At 72.4% G+C, this 13,971-nt stretch carries 11 protein-coding genes; 2 read left to right on the top strand and 9 right to left on the bottom strand.

All coding sequences use genetic code 11. The annotated features are described in order from the left end of the window. Window positions 1-10: 10 nt before the first annotated feature. The 5 genes from ACIBCA_RS04540 to ACIBCA_RS04520 form a co-directional block, all read right to left on the bottom strand. Entirely contained in the window at window positions 11-2,224 is a 2,214-nt protein-coding gene (locus tag ACIBCA_RS04540; RefSeq protein WP_396281336.1) for an iron-containing redox enzyme family protein, read from the bottom strand. Between the two features lie 130 nt (window positions 2,225-2,354). Then, a complete protein-coding gene (locus ACIBCA_RS04535) occupies window positions 2,355-3,293 on the bottom strand; it encodes a 3-oxoacyl-ACP synthase (protein WP_396281335.1) in 939 nt (312 codons plus the stop codon). Further along, complete coding sequence (locus ACIBCA_RS04530; protein WP_396281334.1) at window positions 3,290-4,168, bottom strand: isocitrate lyase/phosphoenolpyruvate mutase family protein; 879 nt, start codon at window positions 4,166-4,168, stop codon at window positions 3,290-3,292. Before ACIBCA_RS04530 ends, ACIBCA_RS04535 begins: the two co-directional genes overlap by 4 nt. 90 nt (window positions 4,169-4,258) lie before the next feature. Next, on the bottom strand, window positions 4,259-5,044 hold the full coding sequence (locus ACIBCA_RS04525) for a thioesterase II family protein (RefSeq protein ID WP_396281333.1): 786 nt from the start codon (window positions 5,042-5,044) through the stop codon (window positions 4,259-4,261). Window positions 5,045-5,103: 59 nt separating this feature from the next. After that, the gene (locus tag ACIBCA_RS04520) at window positions 5,104-5,289 is read right to left on the bottom strand and encodes a hypothetical protein (protein ID WP_396281332.1); all 186 of its coding nucleotides are present in this window, start codon (window positions 5,287-5,289) and stop codon (window positions 5,104-5,106) included. Between the two features lie 341 nt (window positions 5,290-5,630). Here ACIBCA_RS04520 and ACIBCA_RS04515 point away from each other — a divergent pair, with 341 nt between their 5' ends. Next, complete coding sequence (locus ACIBCA_RS04515; RefSeq protein ID WP_396281331.1) at window positions 5,631-6,419, top strand: LuxR C-terminal-related transcriptional regulator; 789 nt, start codon at window positions 5,631-5,633, stop codon at window positions 6,417-6,419. Window positions 6,420-6,467: 48 nt separating this feature from the next. Here ACIBCA_RS04515 and ACIBCA_RS04510 read toward each other — a convergent pair whose 3' ends face one another. The 4 genes from ACIBCA_RS04510 to ACIBCA_RS04495 form a co-directional block, all read right to left on the bottom strand. Then, entirely contained in the window at window positions 6,468-7,355 is an 888-nt protein-coding gene (locus ACIBCA_RS04510) for a DMT family transporter (RefSeq protein ID WP_396281330.1), read from the bottom strand. 161 nt (window positions 7,356-7,516) lie between these two features. After that, window positions 7,517-10,405, bottom strand: a complete 2,889-nt coding sequence (locus ACIBCA_RS04505) for an AAA family ATPase (RefSeq protein ID WP_396281329.1) — start codon at window positions 10,403-10,405, stop codon at window positions 7,517-7,519. A gap of 373 nt (window positions 10,406-10,778) precedes the next feature. Next, a complete protein-coding gene (locus tag ACIBCA_RS04500) occupies window positions 10,779-11,630 on the bottom strand; it encodes a collagen binding domain-containing protein (protein ID WP_396281328.1) in 852 nt (283 codons plus the stop codon). A gap of 185 nt (window positions 11,631-11,815) precedes the next feature. Further along, the gene (locus ACIBCA_RS04495; RefSeq protein ID WP_396281327.1) at window positions 11,816-13,276 is read right to left on the bottom strand and encodes an MFS transporter; all 1,461 of its coding nucleotides are present in this window, start codon (window positions 13,274-13,276) and stop codon (window positions 11,816-11,818) included. 114 nt (window positions 13,277-13,390) lie between these two features. On the opposite strand from ACIBCA_RS04495, the gene ACIBCA_RS04490 reads away from it, so the two are divergent. Next, a complete protein-coding gene (locus ACIBCA_RS04490; RefSeq protein WP_396281326.1) occupies window positions 13,391-13,948 on the top strand; it encodes a MarR family winged helix-turn-helix transcriptional regulator in 558 nt (185 codons plus the stop codon). The last annotated feature ends 23 nt before the right edge of the window (window positions 13,949-13,971 follow it).

Below are 13,971 nucleotides of genomic sequence, written 5' to 3'. Positions count from 1 at the left end.
GGCGGGCTCCTCAGATGACCAGGTCGTCGGCGGTGTCGGCCTCGGTGGCCAGCGAGTTGACCAGCTGGTGCTCCACGAACCAGGCGAAGGAGGCGTAGCCGCGCCAGATCCGGCGCCATTCGCGCCGTACGGCCGCCTCGCCCACCTCCCGGCGCACCCCGTCCAGGTGGGAGACGATGATCTCGGCGGACTGGCGGGCGTGGCCGGCCGAGAAGTTGTCGATCGACAGGTGCGCTTCCTCGTAGCCGGTGTCCAGGTTGTAGCGGCGCAGCTTCTGCACCTCGTGCAGGCGCATCTCGCCGAGCCCGAACATCTCGATCCCGAGGTTGTAGCCGAGGATCTCGCTGTGCAGCCGGTCCGGGAACAGCGCCAGGCAGATCTGGTGGATCGAGAACCGGTAGAGCTCGTCCGGCAGTTCGCCCTGGTCGAGGAACTCCGCCGAGCGGATGTGCGGCAGGTGGACGTCCATGCTGGCCAGCACCTGGCGGATCAGGGTGATGTGGTTCTTGGCGAGCTCGCCGCGGCCCATCTCGTCGGCGTAGATGGAGAAGAGCATCGCGTCGCTCTGCCGGTGGTAGCGGCCGTGGTTGCCGATCCGGTAGGCCCAGGTGCCGTCGATCAGGCTGCCGAGGGCGAAGGTCTTCTGGTGGAAGATCACCTCCTCGCGGTCCGGCACCTCCTGGAGGGCGCGGTAGGGGCCGACCAGCTTGTCCCAGTAGATCCGGTCCACCCGCTCCAGCAGCGCCTCGGGGGTGTAGTCGAACCAGCTGGCGTCGGTGTACCGGCCGCCGGCGCCGTGGCGGAAGAGCAGTTCGGCCCGCTCCAGGCCCTCCTCGGCAGTCCGCGCGGCCAGGGGCAGGGTGTTGGGGAACAGCTCGATGTTGACCAGCCGGTGGAAGAACTCACGGTCGTCGGCGGGGGACGCCTCGGCGAACCGCACGTCCTGCGGCGCGGTGGCGAGCACGGCCCGCTGCCAGTGCGCGGCCTGCTCGTCGCCGCTGGTGTCGGGCCGCAGCGGCGCACCGGCCGGCTCGCCGGCGGCGACCGCCTCGGCCCACTCCTTGAAGACGCCGGCCTCGGCCTCGTCGAAGATGCCGAACATCGGGCCGCCGAACTTGACCGCCCGGGTGAACGGGCAGCCGCCGCGCTTCAGCGGGCGCAGCTGGCGGGAGTCGCGGAACCCGGCCATGAAGGCGTCGAGGTCGAACTCCGGGTCGGCGAAGGTCTCGGAGAGCAGCTCGCCGCCGATCTTGACGCCCTTGTGCTGGCGTCCGGCGTACGGGCGGTGCCGCTCGACGATCTCGGCGGCCCGCGCGTCCAGCGACAACCCGGCCCGGTAGGAGACCAGTTCGGCCAGCATGGCGAGCTGCTCGCGCTCGATCCGGACCACCAGCCGGACGGCTGCGGCCAGTCGCCGGCGGTCCTGCGCCCCGGTCTCCGAGCGTTCGGTCAGCTCCAGGTACTCGGCGAGCAGCTCGTCGACCGCGAGCGTCGGCCCGGTGCCGTTCAGCAGGTCGTCCAGGCCGAGCGCGTGGAAGGCGTACTGGACGCCGACCACCTCCGGCAGGAAGGCGGCGGGCAGCCGGGACAGGGCCAGCAGGAAGGCGCCGTGCAGGGCGGCCAGCGGGCGGGCCTGGGCCCGGAGGAGGAAGTCCGGCTCCTCCTGCCGCGGCAGCAGCACCCCGGCGTCCTCCAGCGCGCGGCGGCGCCGCTGCTGGACGGAGTGCTGGGGGCGGCCCTCGCCCTTGAGCGCGAAGTACTGGGCGTAGAGCCGGTTCACCACCAGGGCGGGCTGGGTGGCGGGCTGCGAGACGGTGTCCAGCCAGCAGCCGGCCAGCAGCCCGACCGGGGCCCGGCCGCGCAGCGCGACGGCCCGGTCGGCGGGCGTGGCGGTCAGCCGGGCCGCCGTCGGGGCGAACTCCGCCCGGGCGTCGGCCACCAGGGCCGTGAGCGCCTCGGCGCCGGGGTCCTCGGTGGCGATCGGCCCGGCGCCGGGGTGCTCGGTGCCGGGGTCCTGGGCGGCGAGGAAGGCGGCCAGCACCCGGCGGGCCACCAGCAGGGTGGTCTGGGACTCCTGGTCGGCGAGCAGCCGGTGGTAGGTGACGGCCGGGCCGGCGGCCAGCACCGCTTCGGCCTCGGCCTGCGCGGTGGGGCTGAACTCGAAGCCGCCGGCGGGCAGCGAGGTGGTCAGGTCGTCGAGATCGTGGGTCTGGTGGGCGTACACGGGCACTCCATCGGACGGTGGCTCGGGCGGTGGCGTGGCAGGGCGCGCCGGGGCGACCCACGGGCGGGCAGCGCGGCGGGAGGGGGTTCTGGGGAGGGGTGGCGCGACGGGCGGGCCGGCGGACGGGCCGTCAGCCGCCGTCGCGCTGGAGCAGGACGGCGACCCGCGAGCCCGGCACGCTGACCGCGGCCAGGTAGTGGCCGCCGTCGCGCAGCTGTCCGGCGCGTTCCTGGTCGGCCAGGTTGATCAGCGGGTCCGCGGCGAAGCAGTGCCCGAACCGGGTGATGTTCGCGGTGTACAGCTGGCGGGCGGTGAAGCCGGCCTGGCGCTCCTTCATGGTGACCAGCGGCAGGAACAGGTTGGCGTGCAGGAGCCCGTCCACCTGGTCGGCCTCCAGGCCGAGCGGCGCCAGCAGGCGCCCGTTGGCCTCCCGGGCCAGGTCGGCGCTGATCTCGTGCGACCAGTCCAGCGCGGCCGCCTCCTGGGCGCTCGCGGTGGACCGGATCCGGTAGTGGGCTCCGAGCCCACTACCGGCCGTGGCCTCAGCAGTGGTCGGGGCCGAGACCAGGCAGCTCGCCGCCCCGTCGCTGAAGAGCGCGAAGCTCTCCATCCGCTCCTTCTCGTCCTCGATCCGGTCCGTGGTGACGACCAGGATCCGGCGGTGCCGGCCGGCCGCCACCAGGGCGTTCGCGGTGTCGAGGGCGACGAGCAGGTTGGTGCAGCGGTTCAGCGTGATCCCGAGGAAGGCCGCGCGCTCGAGGCCGGTCCCGGTCAGGATCCGCTCCACGAACCGGCCGTGGGTGCGCGGCCCGCCCGGGAACCGGGTGGAGCACAGGATCAGCGCGTCCACCTCGGCCGGGTCCACCCCCGCCGCCCGCAGCGTGGCGGTGCCGCTGTCGATCGCGAGCTCCGCCAGGCCGCGGCCGGTGCGGCGCACCGACCCCCAGCCCCAGAGCGCGGCCTTGGGCACCATCTTCAGCTCGGCGGCCCGTTCGGCCAGGCACTCGACCTCGGTGTGGTCCAGCTCCTCCTCCCCCAGGACGTACCGGGGGGCCTGCAGGACACTCATGACGTCTCTTCCTTCGGGGGTCGATGGATGTCGAAGGGCTCGGCGAAGATCTCGTTGGCCCTGGCGTACGGCAGCGCCCGCGCCGCGAACCCGAAGGTCCCGGTGGTGCGCACCTCCTGCGCCGCGGCCAGCAGCCCGCCCAGCGCGGCGCGGACCAGGGCGGATCCCAGGCTGATCCGCCGCACGCCGAGCTCGGCCAGCTGCGCGACCGACAGGCTCAGGCCGCCGGCCGCGGCCAGCACGTTGACGGGGCGGTCCAGTTCGGCGCAGACCGTGCGCACCGCGTCGGCGTCCGGCAGGCCCGGGGCGTAGAGCACGTCCGCGCCGGCCTCCTGGTACGCCTGCAGCCGCGCGACCGTGTCCTTGAGGTCCGGGCGGCCGTAGAGGAAGTTCTCCGCCCGCGCCGTGACCGTGAAGGGGAAGTCGAGCGAGCGCGCGGCCTCGACCGCCGCCCGGACCCGGTCCGCGGCCGCCGCCGGCTCCAGCACGGGCGCGTGCCGGTCCCCGGTGGCGTCCTCGATCGAACCGCCCACCAGACCCGCCCGGGCGGCCAGCCGGATGGTCTCGGCGACGTCCTCGGGGTTCGGCCCGTAGCCGCTCTCGAGGTCGGCGGCGACCGGCAGCGGGGTGGCGGCCACGATGTCCGCCGCGTTGGCCAGGGCCTCGCTCCGGCTCACCCGGTTGTCGCCGTCGGGGCGGCCCAGCGAGAAGGCCAGGCCCCCGCTGGTGGTCGCCAGCGCCGGGAAGCCGAGGCCGGCCAGCAGCCTGGCGGATCCGGCGTCCCAGGGGTTCGGAATCACGAAGGCGGCGGACCGCTCGTGGAGTTCCCGGAATGCCCGGGCGCGGTCGTACTGGTCTGCGGCTGCCGACTGCATCGCAGGATCCTCTCTGTTGTGACGCGAGTTGCGGGGGTTTCCCCGGCTGCGGTTCCGGACGGGTCACTACCCGTGGTTCCGGCGGCACAACTAGATAAGTTCGACGTGTTCCTCCCGCGCGCTCGGCGCACCGGAATCCGCACGAACGAGTGAGCGCAGCAGATCGACCGCGGGCGCCGGGTCGGGGCCGAAGTAGAAGTGGCCGCCGTCGGCCCAGTGGTAGCGCAGCGGCAGCACGGACTCGTGCTCCCAGTGGCGCAGTTCGGACGGCCCCACGTGCGGGTCCTCGCGGCCGTTGACCAGCGAGATGCCGATCGACAGCGGCTCGGCCGGCCGGTAGCGGTAGCCGGAGACCAGGTGGAAGTCGGCCCGCAGGCCCGGCAGCAGCAGGTCCTGCAGTTCGGGCTCGGCGAGCACCTCGGGCGGCAGGCCGCCGAAGAAGGCGACGGCCTCGGTGAACTCCTGGCCGCGCAGTGCGGCCGTCTGCCGCACCCGCTCGCTCGGCAGCAGCCTCGGGGCGGCGCATCCGGAGGCCACCAGGTGCCTCAGCAAAGGGAGTTCGCGCAGTCGGCGGGCCGTCTCGAAGGCGAGCACGGCGCCGAAGCTGTGGCCGAAGAGCAGGAACGGACGGTCCGCGTCGGCGGCGACGGCCCGGGCGGCGCCCTCGGCCAGTTCGGCGATGCCGGCCGGGCTCGGCTCGTCCAGACGCAGGCCGCGCCCGGGGGCGCAGACGCCGACCAGTTCGGCATCGCCTGCCAGGTGCTGCTGCCAGCTCAGGAACGAACGGGCGTTGCCGCCGGCGTGCGGAAAGCAGTAGACCCGGTACGGGGCCCGGCTGTCGGTGGGGCGGGAGACGAACCACGGTGAGTCGGACATGGCAGACGGCTGCTCTCTTCGGGTCTGGCGGCGCTGGGCCGGGAAGGTCGGCGGGAGCGTCAGGAGGCGGGCACCGGGGTGGGGGTGGGGGTGGCCGGGGGGTTGTTCCAGCCCACGTCGGCGCGGTTCTGCACCGCCACCGCGGGGGTGCCGTGCAGCAGCGAGGTTCCGGCGAACACACCGGCCACCGGGGCCAGCAGGAGGACGATCGGGGCGATGATCCGGACGGAGGCGTACTGGCGCATGGCAGACCTCTTTCGTGAAAGCTTTTGATCGGGAAAGGTTTTTCGGAAAGCGCCGATTAGGCGTCAATTCCGGGAATTCATCGCGCTGCGTCGCGAGCAGGACCCGAGTGAGACTCAATTCGCTTGCACGATCGTCGAGTTAGGGTGATGCGGCGGGATTCCCTCGTGTTCCCCGGGGAGTTCCGCCGCCCGCACAACCAACCTTCCTCTGGCTGGGTTCACGGCTCCAGTCCTAAGATGGTTCGGGTCTTCGCATTGCAGTTAACCGAGGGGTCTAAATGCGGGCAGGATCGGACAAATCGGACGCGCAGAGCCAGGCTGACGGGGCCTTAGCACCCGAGGTGGCGGCACATGGTCAGGACCTCGGCGACAACCTGGTCGAGGCCGCCCTGAAGCTCGCTCTGGCCCAGTTGGCCAAGCAGCAGAGCCAGGAGAAGGAGGCCCCGCCGGCGGCCGGGGAGCCCGCCGCGCAGGGGGTGGTGCACCTGCACGGGCTGCCGGAGATCAACCGGACCATCCAGACCGCCCTGGAGGACGCCGAGCGGGAGATCCTCACCGCTCAGCCGGACGGCCCCAGGCCCGGCCTGGTCCTCGACGAGGCGCTGGAGTCGGTGCGCCGCCAGATCGCCGGCGGGGTGGCCATGCGCACCCTCTACCAGCACACCACGCGGTTCGACGAGGCCACCAAGAACTACGTCCGCACGGTGACCGACCACGGCGTCCAGGTGCGCACCCTGGCCGAGTTCTTCGACCGGCTGATCGTGATCGACCGCAGCACCGCGTTCATCTCCGCCAACGACGACCGGACGGCGGCCTCGATGATCACCGAGCCGTCCGTGGTGCGCTTCCTCAGCGACGTCTTCGAGCGCTCCTGGGACCGGGCCGAGCCGTTCCCGTTCATCCCCATCCACGCCGCCCAGGCCGCACCCGAGGTGGTGCCGGCGATCCGCGAGTCGATCCGGCGGCTCCTGGTGGAGGGGCACTCGGACAAGGTGATCGCCCGCCGGATGGGCATCAGCGAGCGTTCCCTCCAGGCGCACGTCGCCGCCATCAAGGACGGCCTGGGCGCCAAGAACCGGCTGCACCTGGGCTACCTGCTGGGCCGCAGCGAGACCACCCTGGTGCTCTAGCAGGGCATTTCGTCAGCGGCGCGGTCTGCGGCGCCGGGAGCGGCGCGGTCAGCGACGCCGGGAGACCGCCACGCCGCCCAGGCAGAGCACCCCACCGAGCAGCGTCAGCCAGCCGGGCACCTCGCCGAGGACGGCCCAGGACATCAGGACCACCAGGGCCGGCACCGCGTACGTGGTCGCGCCCATCCTCCCGGCGGTGGTGCGGGAGAGCGCGTAGGCCCAGGTGGTGAAGGCCAGCGCGGTCGGGAACAGCCCGAGGTAGACCATGCCCAGGATCGCCCGCAGCGGCGCGTGCCCGACCTGGTCCAGCAACTGCGGGCCGAACGGCAGGCAGGCCACCGCGCCGACCGTGCAGCCCCACGCGGTCGTCTGCAGCGGCGAGGCGTGCTTCAGGGCCGGCTTCTGGCTCACCACGCCCGAGGCGTAGGCCGCCGCCGCCAGCACGCACAGCACGATCCCGAGGACCGAACTGCCGCCGCCGCCGGACGAGGAGACCCCGACCACGATCGCGCCCGCGAACGAGACCGCCATGCCCGCCATCAGGCTGCGGGGGAAGCCCTCCTTGAGCAGCCAGCCGCCGAGCAGCGCGATCAGCACCGGCCCGATGTTGACCACCATCGCGGCGGTCCCCGCGTCGACCTCCTTCTCCCCCCAGTTGAGCACGACCATGTAGACCCCGAACCAGAGCACCCCCGAGGTCAGGATCCCCGGCCAGGCGGCCCGCGGCGGCAGCCCCTCCCCGCGCACCAGCAGCAGCGCCAGCAGCGCCACCGCCCCGGTCAGCAGCCGCCCCAGCGCCAGCGCCCCCGGCCCGAACGCCCCGCCCGCGTCCCGGATCGCGACGAAGGCGGAGGCCCAGAGCACCACCGTGGTGGAGGCGGCCGCGACCACCTTGGCGTCGAACTTCACCGTTGCTTGTGTCGTGGTCACATCCATGCCGCCAAGCTAGCGCGTTTTGACCCTCCCGAACGGCCGTCAGACGGCTCCGAAACCCGCAAATCCCGAGACTGGCCAGCCCGTTCGCCACTCACACACGGATTCGAGCCACCCACCCCCGAGCCCACCCCAAGCCCACCCCCGAGCCCACCCGCGCCCCGTCACACCGCGGTGCCGGCCGCCCTCAGCCTCGCGTCCCGGTGAAAACGGCCGGCGTTCCGCTCGGCCGCCAGCGCATCCCGGTAGACGGTGCGCAGCTGGTTGCGACCGCGCACCTTGAGCTTTCGGTAGACGCTGGTCAGGTGCTGTTCCACCGTGCTCACGGTGACGAACAGGTGCTCCGACACCTCCTGGTTGCTCTGCCCCTCGACCACGAGAGCGGCGACACGACGCTCCGCCTCGCTCAGACCGTCGACGTCCAGGGCGCCGTGCCCGGAGGCCGGATCTCCCGCCGCCCCGGCCCGTTCGGCCCCCGCCGCCGGCCGGTCGGGCGCCAGGCGGTCGACGAGGGGCTGGGCACCACAGGCGCGCGCCAGGCGCAGCGCCTGCTCGGACAGCGCCTCCGCCGTACGGTCCGGGATTCCGGCTTCCGCGCAGACCCCGCTCAGCGCGATCATCGCCTTGGCCAGTTCCAGGTCGTCCGAGGCCCCTTCCAGTTGCTCGACCGCCCGGGAGAGCAGCTCCCCGCGACCGGCGGGAGGGGTCGCCGCCGCGAGGATCCGGAACGTCTGCCCACGCGTGCGCCGGTTCTCGGGCCCGAGCAGCCCCAGCTGCTCCTCCAGGAGCACGCGGGCCTCGTCCGGGCGCCCCAGTTCGATCAGCGCACGGGCCGCTCCGCTGCGCCAGGCGACGAACAGCGGGTGGTCCAGGTTCCATTCGCGCATCTGTGCACCGCAGGCCCTGAACTCCCGCAGGGCCGCGTGCGGGCGCTGCGTCTCCAGGAAGAACTGACCCACGGCCTGGCGGTACTGGAGCCCGGCCCGGGTGTCGTGCATGGCCTCCGGCACCCGCTCGTTGACGAGGGAGTTGGCCGTCCGGAAGTCCCCGCGCTCCAGGACGGCGCTCAGCAGGGACGCCCTGGGCGATCCGATCGCCAGGCCCCAGCTCCTGGCCGATACCAGGGAGAGGGCCGATCGCGCGAACTTCTCGGCGCGTGGGAGCGCTCCCTGCCGGAGCGACACCTCCGCCATCACGGAGGCCAGCACCGCTTCCCATGCCGGGATCCCCCGCTTGGCCGCCTCGGCCAGCAGGCCGGCGCACCAGGCCCCCGCCTCCTCGACCCGGTCCGCGTACAGGAGCGCGGTGAGGGCGGTGCCCAGCGGTTCGAGTGTCGTGTCACTCAACTGGAGCGGCCGGAGGGCCTGTTCGACCTCGTCGATGGTGTCCTTCGACGAGGAGCCGGAGAGCACGGCGTCGAGCAGCATCGCTGCCCTCGCCAGGGGATTGGTCGCGCCGAACGCCGGGCACCAGCGCGACCCCGGGCCGCCCGGCTCGGCACCGGGCGACGAGGTGATCCCCCGGCCCGCCAGGGCCGGGTAGGTACACGAGAGCCAGGCCCGGAAGGCGAGGTAGTCCTCCAGGACGACCGGATCGCTCTCGTCCCCGGCCAGCCGGGCGAGCTGCTCCAGTGCCGCGCCCACCTCACTGAGGATCCCGTGCCGGATGAGCGCCCGGACGACCTGCAGCGCCTGGCCGAGGTCGAGCTCGTCCTCCCGCAGGGCCCCGGCGAGTTCCTCGAGGTGCTGCAGGGCGCTGGCCGGGTCGCGCCGCCAGTCCGCCCGGGCGAGGGCCAGGGCGATGGCCTTGCGCTGTTCATCGTCGGTACAGAGGAGGCCGGCGAACTCCAGGTGTTTCTTGGCCAGTTCGGTGTCGTCGCCCTGCATGGCCTGCTCGGCCGCCTCCTGAAGGACGCCGACGGCCCAGGGCGCCTTGGTGTGGCCTCCCGCGACCAGGTGCCTCGCGATCTTGGCCGGTGCCTTCCCGTTCGCGTGCAGGAGGTCGGCGGCGCGGCGGTGGAGCTCCGCGGTCTCCTCGGGCGGCAGGAGTCCCGCCGCCGCCGACTGGGCGACCGGGTGCCGAAAGCCGTTCACGGCCAGCACACCGCTGCGCGTCAGGACGAATTTCAGACGGCCCAGTAAATCCTCTTCCATGCCCAGCAGTTCGGCCGCCATGTACTCGGACTGCGATTCCTGGAGCACGGCGAGGGCGTGGGCGACGACCGCCGCCATGGGTTCTCCGCGTTGCAGGCAGGCGATCACGGCCTGGCGGTATTCCTCGCCCACTTCGAAGGCCCCGGCCGGTCCCGCCTCGTCCCCCGGCGGAACGGCCGACATCTGGCTGTCCTCCAGTACGGCCTGGACCAGGAGCGGGTTTCCGCCGCTGAGTTCGTACACATCGGGGGCCATTCGCGTGGCGTCCGCGACGGGCAGCCGGGCCGCGAGCAGGCGGGCGACCCCGGAATGCGAGAGGGGCCGGATCCGAATGGACTGACAGTGCGGCTGCCGCTTGAGTTCGGTCTGGAAGAACTGGTCCTCCGGAACGGCGGCGGACAGCTGACTCAGCACCAGAAGTGCGGGCCTGTACTGGATCCTCGGGGCCAGGTGCAGCACATACTGCAGCGAAAGTCCGTCGGCCTCGTGCAGGTCGTCCACCACGAGCAGCAGCGGCGCCCGTTCGGTCAGCTCCGTCACCAGATCGATGAAGTCCGCCAGCAGCCCCGCGTCGGCTTCGCCCGGCGTGTCCCGGGCGGCGGTCTGGAACTGCTTGATCCGTTGGCTGAGGCTGCGGACCTGCTGGTCGGCGGTGCGCGGCAGGCTCTCCAGCAACTGCCGCACGACGCCCAGCGGGACGTCCCGGGCCGGCCGCGAGGCGGACGCGGTCAGCAGGGTGAACTCGGCCTGCCGCGCCCGCGCGACGGCGGCGCGCAGCAGCTCCGATCTCCCGGTGGCGGCGAACCCCTCCACCAGGAGAATCCGGCCGTTCCCGTGCCGGCAGTGCGAAAGGCATCCGTCGACGGCGGATATCTCCGCCTCACGCTCGAGCAACTCCATCGTGAACTCCCCCGAGATTCAACGTCATGTGTGCACTGGATCACACTCCGCACGGGGCCGGACGAACATCCGGCGAGGCGTGCGCACGCGGAAGCCGCAGGATCCTTCGCAGCCTGACCGGCGTGCTGGAACTGGCGGCCCGCACTCAGATGAAGTTCGCGAGTCTTCGGGTCGACTTCAGAATGATCGGGGCCGAATCCCGGCCGAAAGGCGCAGCGATCGCCACCACCGCCAGACCCCCGTTCGACTCGCCGAGAGCTTTCCGGGCCTTCGAGCCCGAACGCTCCCCTGTCAGGCAGGCCGGAAGGCCAACCTCACCTATCCAAGACCGCTACCGCGAACCTGTCAAGAAGAGTACAAATCACATGCGCTCTCACGTTTGATCGAGCCGCAGGTCCAGTTGATGCCGATCCCTGTGGAGCGTCACTTCGAGCTCGGCCCACTCGCCCAGGAGGCCGACCACGGTCAGGCGGTACTGCCCGATGGGGAGCGACTGGAAGTGGAAACGGCCGGCGGCGTCGCTGTACATCTCGCGTGCGAGCCGGCCGCGGTCCGTGAGCGTGACCCGCGCGCCCGCCACCGGGGCGTCGTGCCGGTCCCGTACCGTGCCGTCGAGTTGCAGCAGCCGGTGCGCCAGGGCGACGTCCACGGCGGCGGTCCGGCACTCCGCGGTCACCGTCACCTCCCGGGCCGCCGGCGTGTGCCGGTCGTGCGTCACCGCCAGCGTGTACGAGGCCGGCGGGACGCCGGGGAAGCTGTACGTGCCGTCCACCGAGGTGATCCGGGAGCCGACCACCGAGCCGTCGACGTCGGTGAGGACGACCTGGGCGTCGGCCAGCGGCATGCGCAGCGTGTCGTCCTCGACGACGCCGGCGATGCTCGACGACGCCGTCAGGCAGAGCGAGAGCTCGGTACACCGTTCCGCCACGGTCACCGACAGCGCGCGTGGCTGGTGCCCCCGGGCGGCGGCCACCACGAGGTAGTCCCCGGGGCCGGGCACCGGGAGCCGGCAGCCGCCGTGCCGCCCGGACCTGGACCGGGCCAGCTCCCGGCCGACGCCGTCGACCACCGTCAGTACGGCGTCCGCGAGCGGGGCGCCATGGGTGCCGGTGACCAGCCCGTCGATCGAGCTGTGCCCGTCGGCCGACGGCCGGCGCCGGTACGGCAGGGCCCGGGCGACCACGCCGGCCCACAGCCTGCGGGCGCGGAGCAGGCCGGACGTCACCGACGTGCGCCACGACCCGCCTCCCGTCCGCGCGGCCCCGACAAGAGCTCGCCCGGTGAATCCCGCGATCTGCCCCGACATGGCCCTGACCCCTTCCTGTGCGACCTCGACGAACTCAAGAACAGGCGCAGCCGGCAACGGGCCGCGTGTCCCCACGACCCGTTGGACGACTCCGGTGGCGGCGGTCACTCCTCGCCGATCGGTGCCACCGTCCGCTTGTTCATCCAGCCGAAGTAGCCGGCGCAGAGCGCCGCGAGGCCGACCGAGACCGCGGCGATGGTGAAGCTGACCTGGTAGGCGTGGACGCTCGCGATCTTGGTGCCCTTGATGGTGTCCGAGCTCAGGATCGCCGAGGTGAGGGCGGCGGCCACCCCTCCGCCGACCAGCCGGACGAGGCTGTTCACGGCGCTGGCCACGGCGGTCTTGTCCGGGTCCACGTGCTCCACGGCCATCGTCCCGAGGGCGGAGAAGGACAGGCCGACGCCGACGCCGAGCAGGGCGGTGGCCACGTAGATGTCGTACGGGTGGTCGTGGCGCATGATCAGCCAGAGGTTGGACAGCATGGCCACCGCCGAGCCGGTCGCGACCATCGCGGCCGCCGAGGTGCGGCGCACCAGTCGGCCGGCGTACAGCGAGATGACGAGCAGGAGCAGCGTGGTCGGCAGCAGGTAGACGCCGGCCATCAGGACGGAGGCGCCGAACCCGTAGCCCGCCTTCGGCGGCGTCTGGACGAAGCCGGGGAGCAGTGTGAAGCCCGCGTAGAGCGCGAAGCCGAGCATGAACGAGGCCAGGCTGGCCCCGATGGTGCCGCGGTGGGTCAGCATGCCGATGTCGACCAGCGGGCTGGCGGACCGCCGCTCGACCATGACCCAGGCCACGCCGAGCACCACCGCGCCGACCAGGAGTCCGATGACCCCGCCGGAGGTCCAGCCCCAGGAGCGGCCCTGGCTCACGGCGAGCAGGATGCACACCAGGGTGCCGCCGAGCAGGACGGCGCCCGGCACGTCGGGCTGGCCGCCGGGCGGCGGGGTCACGTCGTGGACGGCCACGGCGACGAGCAGGGTGGCCATGACCGCGAGGCCGGTGATGATCCAGAAGACCAGCTTGTAGCCGCTGGTGTACTGGGCGATCAGACCGCTGATGATCATTCCGAGGCCGACACCGATGCCCATGGTGGCGCTGAGGATGCCGATCCCGGTGGCCATCTTCTCGCGTGGCAGCAGGTCCCGGACGGCGCCGATGGACAGCGGTACGGTCGCCGCCGAGATGCCCTGGAGCACGCGGGCGATCATGAGGGTGACGATCGAGGTCGACAGGGCGCCGACCACCGAACCGGCGACCAGTAAGCCGAGGGTCAGCAGAAGCATCTTCCGCCGGCCGTACATGTCGCCGAAGCGGCCGAAGAGCGGCGTGGCGATCGCGCCGCAGAGCAGACTCACCGTCAGGGCCCAGGCGACGGAGGTGACGGTCGCGTGCAGGGACTCCTGGAGCCGCGGGAGGAGCGGGATGACCGCGCTCTGCTGGATCGACGCGGTGGACGCGGCGATGGACAGCGCGAGGACGACCAGCCCCTGCCGCCGCTGGGGCGGCGAGCCTTCGGCCGGGGACGCGTTCGGCACGGTGGATAGTTGAGTCGTTCGAGACATGCCGGATCTCCTTTCGATAAAATAGCTAACTGAGGTAGGCAGTCCGCGAGCAGTGCACGGCCCCTGCAAGTTCATTACCTACCTTAGGTATCTATCTGGAAGGATGCAAGAGCCATGAGCGACGACGATGTGGAGGGCCTGTTCGCCCTCGCGCCCAAACTCGCCCAGCTGGGCTCCGCCCTGAACAGCGGCTGGCTGCACGAGCGGGCGACCCACCTCGCGGAGGTGTCCCTGGAACGGCCCGCCCTCCAGGTCCTCGGTGTCCTCCAGTCCGCCGGCGAGCCGCGCCGGATCGGCGAGATCGCCGCCGAGATGCGGGTCGAGGGCCCGCACGTCACCCGCCACGTCCAGCGCCTGGAGCGCAAGGGCCTGGTGGAGCGGGTCGTGGATCCGCAGGACCGGCGTGCCCGGCTCATCGGACTCACGCCCCAGGGCGCCGAACTGAGCACCCGGTACCGGGCGGTGGTGTTCAGCTGGCTGTCCCAGGCGTTCGCGTCTTGGCCCGAGCAGGACCAGCGGGACCTCGTCCGCCTGGGCAGTCGTATGGTCGACGACTTCCTCTCCTTCCTGGAGCAGGAGCGCGCCCACGGCCCGGAGACGCCGGCCGGAGCCGGGGCCCGTACGGCCCGTCAGGGCGGGGTGGACCGCCCCGACCGGGCGGGCGTGGCCTGAGAGGCCGCACCGGGGCGGGCCGG

Origin of the sequence: Kitasatospora sp. NPDC051170, from assembly GCF_044455705.1 — a bacterium.
Taxonomy (GTDB): domain Bacteria; phylum Actinomycetota; class Actinomycetes; order Streptomycetales; family Streptomycetaceae; genus Kitasatospora.
This window is presented reverse-complemented; position numbering and strand designations above follow the sequence as displayed.